At 51.2% G+C, this 17,088-nt stretch carries 14 protein-coding genes; 10 read left to right on the top strand and 4 right to left on the bottom strand.

All coding sequences use genetic code 11. The annotated features are described in order from the left end of the window. The first annotated feature begins 126 nt into the window (after nt 1-126). The 3 genes from AB8880_11400 (at nt 127) to AB8880_11390 (ending at nt 3,645) form a co-directional block, all read left to right on the top strand. On the top strand, nt 127-390 hold the full coding sequence (locus AB8880_11400; protein XDZ65511.1) for a hypothetical protein: 264 nt from the start codon (nt 127-129) through the stop codon (nt 388-390). Nucleotides 391-393: 3 nt separating this feature from the next. Beyond that, the gene (locus AB8880_11395; protein ID XDZ65510.1) at nt 394-2,367 is read left to right on the top strand and encodes a VCBS domain-containing protein; all 1,974 of its coding nucleotides are present in this window, start codon (nt 394-396) and stop codon (nt 2,365-2,367) included. 63 nt (nt 2,368-2,430) lie between these two features. Further along, nucleotides 2,431-3,645 carry a nitrate/nitrite transporter gene (locus AB8880_11390; protein ID XDZ65509.1) on the top strand — a complete coding sequence of 405 codons (1,215 nt, stop codon included), beginning with the start codon at nt 2,431-2,433 and terminating at the stop codon, nt 3,643-3,645. Between the two features lie 99 nt (nt 3,646-3,744). On the opposite strand, the gene AB8880_11385 is transcribed toward AB8880_11390, so the two are convergent. Then, a complete protein-coding gene (locus AB8880_11385; GenBank protein XDZ65508.1) occupies nt 3,745-5,169 on the bottom strand; it encodes a PLP-dependent aminotransferase family protein in 1,425 nt (474 codons plus the stop codon). A gap of 101 nt (nt 5,170-5,270) precedes the next feature. On the opposite strand from AB8880_11385, the gene AB8880_11380 reads away from it, so the two are divergent. After that, nucleotides 5,271-6,092: a DMT family transporter gene (locus AB8880_11380; protein XDZ65507.1), complete on the top strand. Its 822-nt coding sequence runs from the start codon at nt 5,271-5,273 to the stop codon at nt 6,090-6,092. Here the strand turns inward: AB8880_11380 and AB8880_11375 are convergent, their stop codons facing one another. Both AB8880_11375 and AB8880_11370 read right to left on the bottom strand, forming a co-directional pair. Further along, on the bottom strand, nt 6,093-6,743 hold the full coding sequence (locus AB8880_11375; GenBank protein XDZ65506.1) for an IS1595 family transposase: 651 nt from the start codon (nt 6,741-6,743) through the stop codon (nt 6,093-6,095). 20 nt (nt 6,744-6,763) lie between these two features. Further along, on the bottom strand, nt 6,764-6,892 hold the full coding sequence (locus AB8880_11370; GenBank protein XDZ65505.1) for a hypothetical protein: 129 nt from the start codon (nt 6,890-6,892) through the stop codon (nt 6,764-6,766). 53 nt (nt 6,893-6,945) lie between these two features. Between AB8880_11370 and AB8880_11365 the strand changes: the two genes are divergently transcribed. The 4 genes from AB8880_11365 (at nt 6,946) to AB8880_11350 (ending at nt 9,306) form a co-directional block, all read left to right on the top strand. Then, entirely contained in the window at nt 6,946-7,302 is a 357-nt protein-coding gene (locus AB8880_11365) for a hypothetical protein (GenBank protein XDZ65504.1), read from the top strand. A gap of 74 nt (nt 7,303-7,376) precedes the next feature. Further along, entirely contained in the window at nt 7,377-7,511 is a 135-nt protein-coding gene (locus tag AB8880_11360) for a hypothetical protein (GenBank protein ID XDZ65503.1), read from the top strand. 251 nt (nt 7,512-7,762) lie between these two features. Further along, on the top strand, nt 7,763-8,071 hold the full coding sequence (locus tag AB8880_11355) for a helix-turn-helix domain-containing protein (GenBank protein ID XDZ65502.1): 309 nt from the start codon (nt 7,763-7,765) through the stop codon (nt 8,069-8,071). Further along, nucleotides 8,068-9,306, top strand: coding sequence for a type II toxin-antitoxin system HipA family toxin (locus AB8880_11350; protein XDZ65501.1), 1,239 nt, complete (start codon nt 8,068-8,070; stop codon nt 9,304-9,306). The genes AB8880_11355 and AB8880_11350 overlap by 4 nt, the downstream gene beginning before the upstream one ends. Here the strand turns inward: AB8880_11350 and AB8880_11345 are convergent. Continuing rightward, entirely contained in the window at nt 9,287-9,475 is a 189-nt protein-coding gene (locus AB8880_11345) for a hypothetical protein (protein ID XDZ65500.1), read from the bottom strand. The two genes, AB8880_11350 and AB8880_11345, sit on opposite strands and share 20 nt — an antisense overlap. A 308-nt stretch (nt 9,476-9,783) precedes the next feature. Here AB8880_11345 and AB8880_11340 point away from each other — a divergent pair, with 308 nt between their 5' ends. Both AB8880_11340 and AB8880_11335 read left to right on the top strand, forming a co-directional pair. Then, entirely contained in the window at nt 9,784-10,005 is a 222-nt protein-coding gene (locus tag AB8880_11340) for a hypothetical protein (GenBank protein ID XDZ65499.1), read from the top strand. A gap of 622 nt (nt 10,006-10,627) precedes the next feature. After that, nucleotides 10,628-16,906 carry a cadherin domain-containing protein gene (locus tag AB8880_11335; protein ID XDZ65498.1) on the top strand — a complete coding sequence of 2,093 codons (6,279 nt, stop codon included), beginning with the start codon at nt 10,628-10,630 and terminating at the stop codon, nt 16,904-16,906. Nucleotides 16,907-17,088 lie beyond the last annotated feature (182 nt).

The raw sequence follows: 17,088 nt of genomic DNA, 5'->3' as shown, positions 1-17,088 counted from the left end.
ACGCTTTTTTATCAAAATATGTGCATCATTTGGACACTCAGCACTTCACCCGGATGGTACGAGGTCGTGATGCGCAGGCTCAAAAAATTTGGTGCCGCAATATTGGCGCCAGCAAGGATCTTGTTGTTGCCAGTGCAAAAGTTTCCCGTCATCTCCAGCACCGGCCGGAATCTGATCTGGATTTCGGCCGGATTATCCCTGATCGCCTGCACCCGGTCCCGCATCGAGTATATTGAACGGGATACCCCGGGCCTTGCAGGTGATCAGGCCGCCGCCGCCATCGATGAAATCGACAAGGCATCACCTGATGAAAACCAGGCCCAGATGCCGGTCGATCAGAAAGAGACCGTGCCGGATCAACAACAGGGCCAGATGGTTGTTGATCAGTAACAGATGATACCAACGGCCATGATCATGGAAGATATGGACGAAAGCTCAAAGCAGGATGAGGCAGCAGCGCCGGTTTTTGCCTATATATTCAGCCTTGCCGAAAATGCCGATGGCTCATCAACGCCTGTCCCTGTCGGGGTGGTGACGACAACCGATCACGTGGCTGACCCCGCAACCTACGGGTTCGGAAACGGGGCCGATACCAATGGCAATTTTCACATAAATGCCAACACGGGAGTGATTTCCTATACGGGAGGCGGAGAGGATTTTGAAAGCGGCGTGAAAAGCTACGAGCTGTCGGTGGAGGCTGTTCCCGGGGAAGCGTCGTCGTCATTCAGGTCAACGGTGACGGTGAATATCACCAATGAGGATGAGCCGCCGACGCGGATGGAACTGTCATTGAAAACGATCCGGCTCGACGAAGGCGTCACCAGCGCACGGCATCTTGCCGATATCAGTTTTACCGATGATGCGCTCGGGGAAAACAGCGCTGCCGTGGACGATATCACGCTCTTTGAGATCAAGGAAAATAAAGAGGGCGGCACAGAGCTTCGGTTGAGAGCCGGGGTTGAGTTGGATTACGAACGCCTGACCAGCCATGTGGTAACGGTGACGGCGACCACCAACCCGGCGCTGACCGAAACCTTCACGCTCAACATTGACAACATCAATGATGCCGCGCCGGTGATAACCCAGGGCGGGGTCCAGTCGATTGTCATTCCGGCAGTGGGCGCTGTCTCAACCGAGATGCAGACGGGATATTCTTTTTCCTATGCGGATGCGGATACACCTGATTCCGAACTGGTGGTGATGGTTTCCGATGACCGGTTCGGCGTTGTCGGCGACAGCACCTCCTCCCGGCTTGTGGTCAACAAAGCAGCCGAGTTCAGTGAAGGGGAAACCCTGCCGGTAATGGTCACTATCCGCGACGGGGTGAGCGGGTACAATACTGGCAGCGTGACGTTTAACCTCAAAATCGGCGCCGACCCATTGCTTGATTCGACCACGCTCTTCGGCGAAACCATTGAGGATGAAACAGAACCGAACAAGGGTGTCTTCAGCGCCATTGATATTGAGGATGGCTCTGCCGGAATCCCGCTTGTGTTCACGGCAGAGGTGAAAGCGGGGTTGCCGGAATATGGCACGCTCAACCTCGCCAGCGATGGCAGCTGGACCTACCTTGTCGACAACACGAATACCGACATAAATGCCCTCAACTCTCAGGATGAACTCAGCACCACCTATATCGTGACCGTGACCGACAGCGATGGTTACACCAATTCCATGGAAGCCGTCTTCACCATCACCGGGAGAACAGATATCACGGGCACCACCGCCGATGAGACCATCACCGGCACATCCGGTCACGAAACGCTTCGGGGCGGCAATGGCAACGATACTATCACCACCGGCGGCGGAAATGATATTCTGATCGGCGGTTTTGGGAAGGATACACTCACCCTTGATATCAAGAGCAAGGACGAAATCATCCACCGCGTTGAAAGCACGGGCGATGATGGCTGGACCTTGAGCGATGGCGGGGACATCATCAACAACTTCACCCCTTTCGTGGATCAGCTTTTTCTCGTGGATACGAAAGCCGTCGGGGCCTTCAGTGACTACGACGCCTGGCTCGCAAAGGCCTTCACTCAGGTGAAGGGCGGCACCTCCAATCTGCTCACCGTTGTCGTCTCGGTTGCAGATAGCGGTGCACTGGATGGCAAGATCACCGCCGTGGAACTTGGCTTCACCCACGCCGGCAAGACTCAAGGCAGCAGCGGCGATGACGCCGGTTCCACCCTGGTGGTGAATTTGGATACGTCCAAACCCGGCAATCTGCAGGCGTATGACGCCAGCAACTTCACCGCCATCAGCGACGGCAAGGCGACCCTGACGGAAGCTGATCTTCTGGATGATTTCTTTGGCGGAGGAGAGCATATCAACGTGACCGATGATCCCGGGCTCAGTATCATATGACCCTGCTTGACGCTTTCCGATCAGCGCCGCGCCCGAGGGCAGGCAGGTAGACGGGGGCGAGGGGTGCGTATCACCGCCGCCATCATCGTTGTTTTCACGGCCTTTATCGGCGTTACCTATGGCTTCGGGATGTATCTCTTTGCGTCCTTGGTTCCGGCGATGATGCGGGATATCGGGTTTTCCTATCTTGATCTGGGGATCATCACGTCTCTTGCGCAGATCGGTTTTCTTGTTTTCGCGCTTCTGAGCGGCATTATCACCACCCGCAACGGCCCGTACAACGTCATGATGATCTCCATTCTTATCTGCTCCGCCGGACTTGCCGGGCTGATATGGGTTGAAAGTTTCTGGCTCCTTGCCGTTCTTATGGTCATGCTGTCCGGAACGGCCGCCTCGGTATGGACGCCGATGGCTGAAGCCACCCAGGAACTGGTACCCGCACGACACCGCGGCAAGGCACTTTGCCTGATGTCATCCGGCACAGCCTACGGGGTTTTTCTCGGCAACGTGATCATCGGGCTTGTGTTCAATGCATATGGCTGGAGAGCAGTCTGGCTCACAACCTTCGGGCTTTCTGCCGCTCTTTCGATCACGGCAGGGCTGCTCTTTCGGCGTATCAGGTCTGCCAACGCACCAGGGGTTCGGGCAGGTTTTCAAAAAGCCCGGGGGTTAAGGAAAGCCGTAACGAGCATTCCCAAAGGCCCTGCCTTGCTGGTCGTTGCGGTGATGTTCTTTAATGGCATGTCCGCCATGCCATTTCAGACCTATCTTTCATCATACCTTGTCGAAGAGCACGGGTTTACCATCGTTCGGGCCGCCGGTGCCTGGAGATTTATCGGCATTGTCGGCATGTTCAGTGGTTTTGCCATGGGCTGGCTAGGTGACCGGATATCCATCCGATGGGCCCTTGTGCTGGCGCAGATGTTTCTTCTTTTTGCGTCCGCGGCGTTAATGCTGGGGGCGGTTGAAGGCGGATGGATCTGGATTGTTTCCCTTGCTTTCGGCGCGGCTTTCTATCCGATCTTTGGCCTTGTTCCGGCGTTCATTTCACGGAATTTTATCGGCTCATCGGCGTCGCTCGTTTTTGCTACGGGTAATGTTTGCCTCGGGATCGGCGGGGCGGCCGGCAACATGATGGGATCAGGGATCAAGGTGATGTCCGGCAGCTTTGCCTGGACTTATGGTTTTGTCATGGGGGCAACAGTCATCAGCGCCGTGCTCTGCCTCCTTCTTGTCGATCAGGCCGCCGCATCGGGAAAACGTGACCCTTCAGGGTGAATGATGATTGGCGCTGCTGATTTATTTAGTTACGTTAAAATATCAATAACTTGGCACAGTAACACCAAACATTATTCAACAAGTAGAGAAATGCATCGCTTAATTGATATTTGGTAATGATGTTGGATGGTTAAGTGTATCTGCCAACATTTGGAAACCGTTGATCAATGTATCATTGTCATTGTTGATAACGCTTACGCTTGCTCGAATGTATTGGCCGGTATGAATGGGGTCCACAGCGAAGGATTCAGCTGAAGCGACACGGCAACCATTCACCTCTAACTCAGAGCAAATCTCCGAAGCGCGCCACGAATCCGGCATCTGAATCCAGAAATGAGGGCTATATGGATGGGTTTTGACATGGTGACCCTCAAGGAATGGCTCGACCAGAGATTTACGGCGTTTTATCTCTTCACGCTGATTATTGATAAGATCGTCTGTAATGTTTTCATTAATGAGATGTGTTGCAATTTGAAATGCAGACGGTGTCACCATCCAACAAGTAATGCGAACCATCTCACTGATGCGTCTCACCAATCGCGCGGGTGCATATGCATAGCCAACTCTCAATCCTGTCATGACTGCCTTGCTCATGCTTGATAAAACAATCCCAAGCTCTGGGGCAAAATGACCAATTGAAGGCAGTCGGTTCACTTCAAGTGATGCATGGGTTTCATCTTCGATTATCAATACATTATATTTTTTGCAAATTTGCGCAATTGCAAGGCGTCGTTCATAGCTCATAACACTGGTTGTAGGATTTTGGATTGTTGGGGTGCAGTAAAGAGCAGAAATCCTCTTATGTTGGCAGGCAGCCTCGAGTGCCAATGGGCACAGGCCCTCGTCATCTATTTCAAGGCCGTCCATTTTTATACCCAAGGTGCGGCAAATAGAAATAAGCCCCGGATAGGTAAACCGTTCTGTTGCGATAACTGCACCGCGCTTGACCGTTGCCATCAATGTGCAAAAAAGAGCGTGCTGAGTTCCGTTTGTGCATATTATTTTTTCTGGCAAAGCCTGGAAATTTTCAAAACTTATCCATCTTGCTCCTGCTTGGCGATGGCGCTCAATGCCGAATTCAGGGGCATATTGCTGGAGCTCTTCAAGCGTTTCAGGATTTGTCCCCAAGGCTCTCAATGTAGATTTGTAGATATCACCAATATCCATCGGGATTGCAATATTTCTACTTAGATTAATCGCGTCACCTTCAGCATCTGAATATACTTTGAAGGCTTTGGCTTGGGGGGTGTCATGAATGCTGCTAACAAAAGTACCACCACCAACTTTAGCAATCACAAATCCTGTTTCTGTCAGTTCATTATATGCTTTGCTGACCGTGCCTGGTGTGACGCCTAGGTCAAACGATAATGCGCGATGGGTGGGAAGTTTTTCACCTTCAGCATAAACCCCGTCTTTGATCAATTGGGCAAGTTTTTGGGCAAGTTTCCGATATTTCAGACCGGGGCCAGTCTGGACGGCATGAAGTAAAATTGACACCCTGTCAAGTTCTTCATTGACTGTCATTTTAGGGATATTATCCTTAAATTCAAAGATTGATACCTTTTTTATTTTCAAATGAAAATAAAATATTAATTGACATGGTGTCAATATAATTTGGAGAAAAAATGCCCCAGCATTCCAGGGATTGGATTAGCCAAAATATTTGGGGTCAGGATTATCTTCAGCATACTATCACTGTAGCGCTTTATTTAATTGTTTGTTTATGCTGGGGAACGACCTGGTTGGCTATAGAAATTGCGGTTGAATCATCCCCGCCATTAACGGCGGCAGGGCTGAGATTTATTATTGCCGCTCCAATGCTTTTCATTTTCGCAGGCGCCAGACAGGCCAGTATTTTTTATCCTGCAGGTCAAAAACAATTTTTTTATTTCATTACCCTGTTTTATTTTGCCTTGCCGTATTGGCTTCTTAATTTTGGAGAACAATATGTGTCATCCGGGTTGACGGCATTGCTGTTTAGTACCATGCCGATATTCATATTGTTTTTTTCATGGTGGCTGCTGAAAGAGCGTATCTATTTATCTCAAATACTTGGCATCATAACAGGTTTTTCCGGGTTAACGCTGATTTTAATAAATCAGGATATGTACATGTCCTATAGTGGTCTGATTGGTGTTGCTGCTATATTAGTCGCGGCAATCATGCATGGATTTTGTTATGTTCTGACAAAAAAAACAGCAGAAAATATAAATACCATAACCTTTAATGCTCTTCCGATCGGGGTATCCGGGCTTCTTTTATTGTCTTTAGGTATTATTATTGAAAAACCTCAATTTGCTTCATTTTCATCTGAAAGCATTTTTGCTCTTTTTTATCTTGGCATTGTTGCATCTGTAGGCGGCTTTATCGTTTATTTCTATTTGTTAAAAAGAATGAGTCCGATAATTCTATCGTTTGTATTTATTATTTGGGGCTGTACCAGATAACTAGCCCATATGTTTGTTAACCCATTGTTTGACATGTTTTAATTGCGTCTGTGGTGATGGGTTGTTGAATCGCCACTCGCACTCCTTTAAAAATAGCGGAAAATGCTTGGCAGGAATACCGTTAAATTTACGCATATGCCGTTTCGCCTGGTTCCAGAAGTTCTCAATGCCGTTAATGTGGTTTTTCTTATCTGCAAACAATACTGAATGATTAATGCGGTAATGCTTAAATTCAGATACATCAAGGACATTGTATCCACGCCAGCAATCTGAATATACGATGCTATCAGGCATAATACGATCTTCTATGATAGGTATAAGCGTTTGACCTGACGCATCTGGAATGATCTGTGTGTAAACCTTACCGCCACGTTTGAGGATACCAAACACAGGAACTTTGCCCGCAGAACCTCGCCCGCGTTTGCCTTTACGTGTGCCTCCAAAGTAACTCTCATCCACCTCAAATTCACCTGAAAGCACATCGTTATTTTGCGTCTCAAGGGCGATGATTTCCCGCAGACGATGAAAGTAATATGCTGCTGTTTTGAAGTTTACACCCACCAAATCAGCGGCACATCTCGCCGTCGTTCCCGCAACATAATGCTCCATCAATTTAGTCTGCTTCAATCGGCTTAATCTGCTCTTTCTCATCACTATACCTATAACTTGTACTAGTTATCTGGTACAGCCCCTATTATTTTTCCAGTTTTCGCGATAATTTTTGATAGCTGGAACGACGCCACACCGCTGAGCAACGATTTTATATTTTTTGTTTTCATATTATTGGCAGGCTTTGCCATGACTAAATTCCCCTTGGAAAAACTATATGCTCGAAAAGAGAGGGGTTCATAGGATGTTCAGATTTGATCGGAATGTTCTTGAATCACTCGCTGAGCATGCTTTGGAAGCATATCCAAATGAATGTTGCGGATTTATTTATCGAAACAGGGCAATAATGTGGAGGTCGTTGCTAATGCAAGAATTCTCCCGGGAAGACGATATACTTCTATCCAAATCTCAACTTGAGAAAGCCTGGAAAGAGGGGGAGAAATATTCAATTTTTGTTGTTGAACATGTAGAAGATGAAACACAACAACAAATCTGGGAATTGCGCGATCCTGTCTCACACTTTACGAAAATGCAATTGGACCACGGTTGGAAAAAGTTCTCAGAGCAACGCTGGTCGCCAGCTCATGGCAACAATCTATAAAGCCTGATTTAGGTACCGGCAGATCAGAGGGTCAATTTCGTGGAGCCTGTTTTGAAAGAGCATCACCCCCGCCGATGGTGGGCAATGCGCAGAAATCATTCAACCATCTCTATGATCTGATCAAGTATATTGCCGACCGGCTGGAAAATCTGACGGAGGTGAATATTGAGGGCAAGGTGATCGAGATCAGGAAATTTTTGGCGGAATAATATTGAAAGGCGTGCTGACATTGCCCCCCCAATGATAAGGGAAAAAGGATATCATGACAGGAAAAGTCAAATCTACACTTTAAGGTTCAGAACAACCCGGCGTCCATGTTTGCCGGCTCATTGATACCGTAAAAGGCCAAACGTGCCTGGCCTGTGCTGGCCATGTATTGACCGAAGTTCCATTTCCTTGATTTTATAATAACTAATACTATAATATTATTATATCCAATTTTTTCGGAAAAAATAATATTATGACATCACTATTGACCATATCCAAAGCACAGGATCAGTTGCGTGAACAGGTAAAGGCTATGCGTCTAGGCCAAGGTTTTACGCAAGAAGGGTTGGCGAAAAGAGCGGGTGTTCCGCTACCAACCTTGCGTAAATTTGAACAAAAGGGACTGATCTCGCTGGAAGCCTTCCTGAAAATCTTGATGGTGCTGGGAAGTCTTCAAGAGCTTGTAAGTGCTCTTGAGAACGATGAAGATCAATTTGGTTCCATTGACGATGTGCTGGAAGGCCGCTTGCGAAAACCACGTAAGTATGGGTGGCGCACATGAATTTTAAGCAGATTTCACAAATCCGGGTCTTGCTCGATTTTGATGAAAAATCGCAACTGATTGGCCGACTGGCTAGACGTGATCATAAAATCTATTTTGAGTACGATAGCGATTTTATCCGGAAAGGCGTGGATATATCGCCGATCAAATGCCCCTTAAAGCCCGGTGTGCAAACATTCGATCCCTTTCTATTTGAAGGCTTGCCCGGTGTTTTTAATGACAGCTTACCCGATGGATGGGGACGTTTGCTGCTCGATCGTCACATGAGATCATTTAAAATTATGCCACAAGAGCTCTCAGCATTGGATCGCCTTGCGTATGTTGGCCGTACTGGTATGGGAGCTTTGGTGTATGAGCCTGATCATACAAGCAACGTATCTGCTTCCGCAATCAACATCGATGTGCTTGCCAGTCAAACCAGCCAGGTTTTATCCGGCGAAGCGACCGATGTGCTGGCTGAGCTTCTGGCACTTAACGGGTCTTCAGCGGGGGCACGACCAAAAGCGGTTATAGGATTACACAAGAACAGGCAAAATGTCGTTCATGGAGCGCAAGAGATGCGGGACGGTTATGAAGCCTGGCTGGTAAAGTTTCCAAATATTGGTGATGGCGCGGATGCAGGCGCGGTCGAATATGTTTATGCGCTGATGGCCACAGAAGCCGGATTGGTGATGCCTGATGTACATTTGTTTCCGGCTCAAGAAGGCAGTGGCTATTTTGCCGTCCAGCGTTTTGACAGGAAGGGCAAGGAGCGTCTCCATATGCACACGGCCTCTGGCTTGTTGCATGCTGACTTTCGCACACCCTCCCTGGACTATGAAGATCTGCTGGCATTGACAATGATCTTGACCAGAGACATTCGTGAAGTTGAGAAGATGTACCGATGGGCCGTGTTTAATGTGCTTGCGCATAACCGCGATGACCATGCCAAGAATTTCAGTTTTCTGATGGATAAGACCGGTGAATGGAACGTTTCACCGGTCTATGATCTGACATTCTCATCGGGGCCTCGCGGAGAACAAAGCACAATGGTGCTGGGTGAAGGCAACAAGCCGGGTGTTCGTGAACTTATTGCGCTGGGTGTTAAGGCAAAAATCGACAAAACCAGTATTAAAACCATCATGGAGCAGACACGGGATGCGCTCAACACGTGGCCAGAACTTGCCAAACATTACGGCGTATCTCGCTCAAACATTGATCTTGTAGCCTCAAAAATCAACAGGGGTGATACATAATCCACCAGCAGGCATGCTCAAGAGCATTCGAGCGAAGAACAATCTTTGCCAGTGCAATCTTCCATTTGTACCATGATGTGCTACGGTCACAGCCCAGCTTCCAGCATATTGTTTTCCGGCATCGGCGAGCCGCCAGGTGCCGGATCAGTCGGCGCTCCCCAATCTCCACCCATGTGATCCAGCGCAGGGTTTATTCCATGCGAGAGATAACATCAGGCGCGAGAGATAACATAAGGCATTGCCCGCAGGCGTAGCGGCATAGCTCACCAGCTGCAATCTCTTCAGGGGTGTGCACAATCTCAGGCCATGCGTTGAAATATCTCTGCGTCCGAAGGGTCGGGAGCTTTTTCAGGGTTGAGATTGCTTCTTCAAATTGACCTGTCACGTCTTTTTCTGTCCAGCTATGCAAATTCGGAGGAATGAAAAGGAGGCGGTGATGGCGAAAGGGGCTCCCCCTCACAACTCAAGTTCGATATCATGGCTGATCTGATTGTCCACGAGGTGTTCGAATTTGAGTTTTTTGCCTCACAGCACGTTTATCGAGCATCTGAAACATCACCCGAATATCAAGACTTAAATCCAGATCAGTTGTTTATCCGGCATGGCGAGATGGTGCTGACTGATATTGAGTTAAGGAGGCTCCTTTTCATTTTGGAGGCACGAACTTCGGGCAAGTTCAAGGAGGAACCCGTACCATAGAATTGGCCGACGGACTGTTTTGACCGTTACTAAGGGTTTCTACTTCAGCATTAAAGCCGCAAGATTATAGATCCCGTCACGAAAACTATTGGCATCTTCTCTTGCGTCATCCTGTTGTAGCAGGATACCTGTGCGGAAGAGGGGTTGTGCTAGATAACGCATGGGATAGATAGGGCAGGATGCCATCTTCCGGGCCTGAATATTTATCCTTTCTGTTAATTTTTTTTTAATCATTCTAGTTTAGTATCTATTAAAAGTGGGGAAATCTATGCGTAAATAATTTTCGTTTTCTGGTTTAATTTTCAGCCAAAACGAAAGCAAAGCATCCAGTAGTCCAGAGTGATTAAACACAAGTTGCAGTAAACACTACACATTTGGAAATCTCCCCCGCCAGAGAAACGGTGATGCTTTTGGAGAGGGGGGAGCGACAATAGATTCCATCAATGATCGTGAGGAAAAGGAACGTGCAGGCTGCGCTCCGTTTCTCACCAATTCTGCATTATCGGCTGGACGGGGTTGTATCAGGTCCTCCTCAATCTCTCTTTCATCGAGAGAAGACGTCCTGCCGCGCCTGAGAGGAACAACCCTGCGGGGGTCGACATCGCTTGCCTCGCTGACGCCGTTGATTGCCTTTGCGCTGGCCGCCTGTGGTGGCGGTGGCGGTGGGAGTGGTAGCAGTCCGGTTGTCTCCGGTTCTCCTGACCCTGATCTCCTGCCCGATGACACCAACGCAGGTTTGCCTGACACGGGCCCGCCTGCCCCCTCGGAAGTCCCCAGCGCACCTGACACAGGCCCACCTGACACAGGCCCACCTGACACAGGCACATCCGGAGCACCCGATCCATCGGGCCAGCCCGGCACAGGTCCACCCGACCCGGGTCCGGTGACCACGGTTTCGGGTCGAGTTTATGACGGGCCGGTGGCAGGGGCAAAGGTGTATATTGACGCCAACCGCAACGGTGTTCTGGATGACGGGGATGTATTTATTGCCCGCACCGACGGGATGGGGTTCTACAGCAGCGATAAGGTACCGGAGGAAGTGGCCGGTCTTCCTCTTCTGGCGGAGATGAACGGGGCGGTTGATATCGGTGATCCTGATGATCCTGACGATGATGTTCCGATCACCGGTGTCTGGCGGGCTCCGGCCCGGCCGTCGGAGGATACCCGGATCATCTCGCCGCTGACGGATATTCTTGTTCGTGAGGAACTTGCGCCGGTGCGGGAGGTGGTTGAGGTGAAGCTGCCCGAAACGGTTGATGTGACGACCTATGACCCATTTTCCGATGATGTTGATCCCGAAGAGGCTGAGGCGGTTATAGCCCTTGGCCAGGCGGTGAACCAGGTGCTGGGGATAGCACCGGAGGAACAGAAGGCGGCTATTAGCGCGGCGCTGGATGAGCAACCGGAGTTTATGCGGCTGACGGCGGCAGAGGCGCTGACCGGAGAGGGGGAGACGGTAGCGCGGAAGCTTGCGGATATCGGTTTTACGGATGACGCATTGGGGACGAACAGGGCGGTGGTCAATACGGTCGAGGTTGGGGGCAAGACCCTGTTCGAGATCCGAAACGGGACTGAGTTATGGCTGAAGGCTGGGGTGGAGTTGGACCATGAGACACAGGCCAGCCATACGGTCACCATCAAGGCGGTGACGACCGGGCATGGCAACCCCCCGCCGGATCAGATCTTCAGCCTGCATATCACGGACACAGATGAGCATGCGCCAGTGTTCACTGGCTCCCCCTACGAGTTCTATCTGGTGGAGAATCGTAATGGGTCGGACGAAGCTATTGAACTGGGCCGGGTTCAGGCCGAAGACGCGGACGGGACCGCACAGGCGCCGGTCTATGGGCTGAAAGGTGGCCCGCCGGGCTTTGCGATTGATGCGGACAGCGGGGTTGTCAGCTACACGGGCAGTGGTGTTGACCATGAGGGCACCGCGTCGGTGTCGCTGGTGGTGACGGCCACCACCGGCAACCGCCAGAACGAGATACAGGTGCTCATCACGGTGACGGATGAGAACGATGTGCTCAAGATCACGTCCGGGGCGACGGGTGAAGATCTGCCGGAGAACACGACGGTCGAGGCAGAGAAGGCGGTGTATACGGCGGAAGGGACCTATGACCTGACGGCGATCATCTGGTCGTTGCAGGCTGGTGATGATGACGGGCTGTTCGAGATCGACAAGAACAGCGGCAAGGTGACGTTCAAGGCGGCGGTGACGCCGGATTTTGAGACGAAGGCTACATACACGTTCACGGTTCGGGCAACCTCGGGGAGCCTGACCGCGGATAAGCAGGTGACCCTTGCGGTTGAGGACGTGGATGAGGTGCCGACGGCGATGACGCTCACGGCGAGCACGGGGAGCGTTGCCGAGGGGGTGACGGCAGCGCGGCAGCTGGCGGATATCGGTTTTACGGATGACGTTCCGGGGGTGAACACGGCGACGGTCAATACGGTCGAGGTTGGGGGGAAGATATTGTTCGAGATCCGGGAAGGGACCGAGCTGTGGCTGAAGGCAGGTGTGGTGCTGGACCATGAGACGCAGACGAGCCATGTGGTGACGGTGACGCCGAGCGTGAGCGGAACAGGGAGCGCGCCCGCGGCCCAGACCTTCACGCTGCAGGTGACGGATGCGGATGAGGCGCCGGTGTTTAGTAAGGCCTTCTATGAGTTCATGCTTGATGAGCATGCCAATGGTAGCGGCACGGCAGTGGCGGTAGGGACGGTGAGTGCGAGTGACCAGGATGCCGGAGACAGCACGCTCACCTATCGTTTTGTTAACGGGGAGCTGAGTTCCGGTGATTTCCGAATTGATGCGAGCACAGGTGATATCAGCTATGTGGGCACAGGTGAGGATTTCGAAGAGGGAAACAAGAGATTTAATCTGGCGGTGGAGGCGGTGGCGGCGATTGGTTCGGGTACCCGGACGGCGGTGGTTACGGTAAGAGTGAGTGATGTTGACGAAGCGCCGACGGCGATGACGCTCACGGCGAGCACGGCCAGCGTTGCCAAGGGGGTGACGGTGGCGCGGCAGCTTGCGGTAATAGGTTTTACGGATGACGTTCCGGGGGTGAACACGGCGACGGTCAATACGGTCGAGGTTGGGGGCAAGACCCTGTTCGAGATCCGAAGCGGGACCGAGCTGTGGCTGAAGGCGGGGGTTGAGCTGGACCATGAGACGCAGGCCAGCCATACGGTCACCATCACGCCGAGCGTGACGGGGACGGGGAGCGCGCCCGCGGCCCAGACCTTCACGCTGCAGGTGACGGATGCGGATGAGGCGCCGGAGAAACCCGAGGACAAGGCACCATCAGAGATGAATCTTTCCAAGACCTATGTTGCGTTGGCAGAAGGGGTGACGGTGGCGCGGAAGCTTGTGGATATTACGTTCACCGATGACGATCTTGGTACGAACACGGCGACGGTTACTAATACTACGGCCAGGGTTGGGAGCAAGACGCTGTTCGAGATCCGTAATGGGACCGAGCTGTGGCTGAAGGCGGGGGTTGATCTGGACCATGAGACGGCCACGAGCCATTCGTCTTACATCTTGCCGAGCGTAACGGGGACGGGGAGCGCGCCCGCGGCACAGACCTTTACCCTTGTGGTCACTGATGTTGATGAAGCTCCGAGCACGATGACGCTTTCGGCGAGCACATTGACCCTGGCAGGGAGAACCACCACGGCGTGGAAGCTTGCGGATATTACGTTCACCGATGACGATCTTGGTACGAATACGGCGACGGTTAATACGGTCGAGGTTGGGGGCAAGACGCTGTTCGAGATCCGGGAGGGGACCGAGTTATGGCTGAAGGCCGGGGTGGAGCTGGACCATGAGACGGCCACGAGCCATGGGGTGACGGTGACGCCGAGCGTGACGGGAACAGGGAGCGCACCGGAGGCGCAGACCTTCACGTTGAATGTGGCAGACGCGGATTATGCGAAGGGAGAGATAAGTCTTTCTGCGAATTCACTGCATTTCATCGAAAGGTCTTTTCAATGGGGGTTGAGGCTGGCCGAGGTCACGTTCAGTAATGATATTCTGGAAGCTGGTGGGATGACCTTGAGCGATACCGTTAATTTTTCCGTCACTCGAACCAACGGCAAGACGGTGTTGTGGCTCAAGAATTTGCCGGGAGCGTTTTTCGCTGAGGCCGTTCTTGATTACGAGACCGCAACCAGCCACAGCGTGACGCTGACCTCCAGCATCAACCCGTCTGTGACGGAGACATTCAACCTGACGGTTGAAGATTATGATGAATGGCCTCCCCGGTTTGAAGAGAAGAGTTATATGTTCAGTCTGGCGAAGGATGCAGATGGATCCTCGACACCTGTATCTGTTGGCACGGTGAGCGCGGCGGACAAGGATGCCTCGAACAACATCGTGAGCTATGCGATCATATCGGGGAACAGCGATGGTCTTTTCAGCATCAATTCGGCGACCGGGGAGATCAGCTTTATCGGAAGCCAGTTGAATTACGATACGGCCATGGTTCACCCTCTGGTTGTGGCGGCGACAAGCAATGGCAGGGCCAGTCAAGTTGCTGTCATGGTCAATGTTGATGATGCCACTTTACCGGCACCGGCGCTGTCGCTTTCGGTGAGTCATGTGGCGGTCTATGAGCACAATGTTTCGCGCAAACTTGCGGATATAAATCTGTCGGCTGAAGCGGGGGTGAGTTCCTTTGTGCTGAGTGATACGAGCCGGTTCGAAATTCGCAATGGCACCGAGTTATGGCTGAAGGACGGGGCCGGTCTTGATTATGAGACGTCGAGCAGCCACGAGGTGACGGTATCGGTATCAGGTGATCCGGATACGTCGGCGTCATTTATTCTGATCGTGAAGGATATTGGGGAAAAACCATCAGCGATAACCCTGTCAAGCACTAGCTTGACCTTGACGGAAGGGGTGGTGTCGGCGCAGAAACTGGCCGATATCATCTTCACCGATGAGGATGCATATACAGGCCAAGACTTTAATACCGTTCTGGTTATTGAGAAGATGGCTAACGATATCAGGGGTGCCAACCGTAGATATGACGAGCAATACCAGATCGCAGACAGCGACAGCGACAGCATCGCCCTTTTTGAGATCAGGGCCGGCGCTGATAGAAATACGCGGGAACTATGGCTCAATGATACTTTTCTGGATTATGAAACCGCCGCCAGTCACGAGGCAGTGATGACACCCTGGTTCTTTCAACATAATACAATAGGCCCGGAACTTCCGCGCCAGGTATTTACCCTGAACGTGAAGGATGTGGATGAGGCGGCATCGGACGCGGATGTGACGGTAGAGATCCATGAACGTCACCCGACCAACAAGCAGGTCTGGACGGCGAGCGCACCCGAGGGGGTGACGGGCGGGTCGTTCACGCTGGCGCCGGGGGTTGGTGATAATGATCTCTTCACCATCGACAGTGATGGTGACATCTGGATCAGGGAGATGGTTGATTACGAAAGGCCGGTGGATGTGGATGCGAACAATATCTATCGTGTTGAGGTCACGCATGCTGCTGCTGGCGGCACCCGAACCAACACCGAAGTCGACATCGTGGTAAGGAACCTTCTGCGTGAAGTAGATGCCACCGACTTAACGCATCTTTTATATCCATTCCACAATGAGGGGGCATCGGGTCATCTTGGAGCGCCCGCCCATCTTAAGCGAAATACCTTCAGTCATGACAGTATACCGAAAGACAAACTTCCCAGCCCTATTGTCCAGTCCGTCATTAAAGGGTCGGCGTTCACGATGCCATCTGCCGGCCCTCTTGTTATAACCTGGTCACTGAATATTGATATCCGCAATCGTATTGACAACAAAACGCTTTTCAAGGATCAGGCAGATATTGACTTGGCCCGGGCAATGGTGGAGCGTACACTCGCGGAATTTGAAGCAGCGGCCAATCTCAAATTCATTGAAGTGGGCTGGGATCCGGATAATAGCATCAAGGGCGATGTAACTGTGAACATGGTCCCAACATCGTCCTATGGTTCCTATTTTGGTATTGCGACCAGCCACTCAGTTAGTTTAGCTCTGCCGAAGACCCGCTCTACAACCGGCTTCACAATGGAAGATTCGCAGACATATCATCTGATGACGCATGAATGGGGTCATGTCCTCGGCCTGGCCCATCCATATGGCGAAGTTCCCTTTGACGACTGGTCTTGGGAAAGACATTTTGGTGTTGATGAAAATGGCAACAGCCTGATAAGAAATAGCAAGGACACCGTCATGAGCTATTATCCGGAGATTAAAGAGGAGACCGGAGGGCATTTGGGAACCGCGGATATCGAGGCGCTCCAGTTTATATATGGCGCCCCGGGCACCAACGGTGAAGGCGTGGAGCAATTTTTGCTTTATTCATCCTCATTACCTTATTCATCCTCATTAAGAGAGGAGAACTTAGGAAATTTCGCTGTTTACGACTCGAACAGGCACAGCATCACGGTCAAGGAGAATCATGATGTTGATAAGGTTGTGGTGGATCTCGGCGCCACCATCTACCTCTACAGTTCCGAAGAAGATGTTTATCATACAGGTTTTTTTATCAGCACCGACGAGAACCCCGATCCCCGCTATACGGATATCCGCGTTGCGTACTATCAGTTTCGCCATGTCCATGACTATGATCTTTTTACCATCGACCGGATGACCGGAGAGATCCGTTTCAAGGAATCCCCGGATTACGAAAACCCGCAGGACGGGTTATGGAATCACCCGCATTTTGCCCGTGACAATATCTATCTGCTGGTGGTGGAGGAAGTCCTGTTCTACACCTTTGATGGGGAAGAGAGGGTCACAGGATACAGCAATCATTCCGTTGAAATTGAGGTGATTGATGTGACAGAACCCGGAGATGACACCGCCGATTCCGGCCTCGCTCCGGATATCCTGTGATAACTCGGCAGGGTCAGAAAATCTGAATTTATTATGTAAAAACAAGTAAATAGTTGATTTTCTGAACACGGAAGACTGCGGCAATGATGTGGATATTTTGCCGCCCGTAAAAAATATGTTTGTTTTTACCACGATTATGTGTAACTATTAGTTGAAAACAGGTTTGATGCCCATTCTCCCGG

Source organism: Alphaproteobacteria bacterium LSUCC0684, from assembly GCA_041228335.1.
Lineage (GTDB): Bacteria > Pseudomonadota > Alphaproteobacteria > Puniceispirillales > UBA1172.
Note: the sequence above shows the minus strand (reverse complement) of the source record. Positions and strands in the feature narration are given on the sequence as shown.

What these genes read in the sequence shown, in the direction of transcription:
- AB8880_11395 (XDZ65510.1), top strand. Translation starts at nt 394, where the DNA reads ATGATACCAACGGCCATGATCATGGAAGATATGGACGAAAGCTCAAAG.
- AB8880_11385 (XDZ65508.1), bottom strand. Translation starts at nt 5,169, where the DNA reads ATGACAGTCAATGAAGAACTTGACAGGGTGTCAATTTTACTTCATGCC.
- AB8880_11380 (XDZ65507.1), top strand. Translation starts at nt 5,271, where the DNA reads ATGCCCCAGCATTCCAGGGATTGGATTAGCCAAAATATTTGGGGTCAG.
- AB8880_11375 (XDZ65506.1), bottom strand. Translation starts at nt 6,743, where the DNA reads ATGAGAAAGAGCAGATTAAGCCGATTGAAGCAGACTAAATTGATGGAG.
- AB8880_11370 (XDZ65505.1), bottom strand. Translation starts at nt 6,892, where the DNA reads ATGGCAAAGCCTGCCAATAATATGAAAACAAAAAATATAAAATCGTTG.
- AB8880_11365 (XDZ65504.1), top strand. Translation starts at nt 6,946, where the DNA reads ATGTTCAGATTTGATCGGAATGTTCTTGAATCACTCGCTGAGCATGCT.
- AB8880_11360 (XDZ65503.1), top strand. Translation starts at nt 7,377, where the DNA reads ATGGTGGGCAATGCGCAGAAATCATTCAACCATCTCTATGATCTGATC.
- AB8880_11355 (XDZ65502.1), top strand. Translation starts at nt 7,763, where the DNA reads ATGACATCACTATTGACCATATCCAAAGCACAGGATCAGTTGCGTGAA.
- AB8880_11350 (XDZ65501.1), top strand. Translation starts at nt 8,068, where the DNA reads ATGAATTTTAAGCAGATTTCACAAATCCGGGTCTTGCTCGATTTTGAT.
- AB8880_11340 (XDZ65499.1), top strand. Translation starts at nt 9,784, where the DNA reads ATGGCTGATCTGATTGTCCACGAGGTGTTCGAATTTGAGTTTTTTGCC.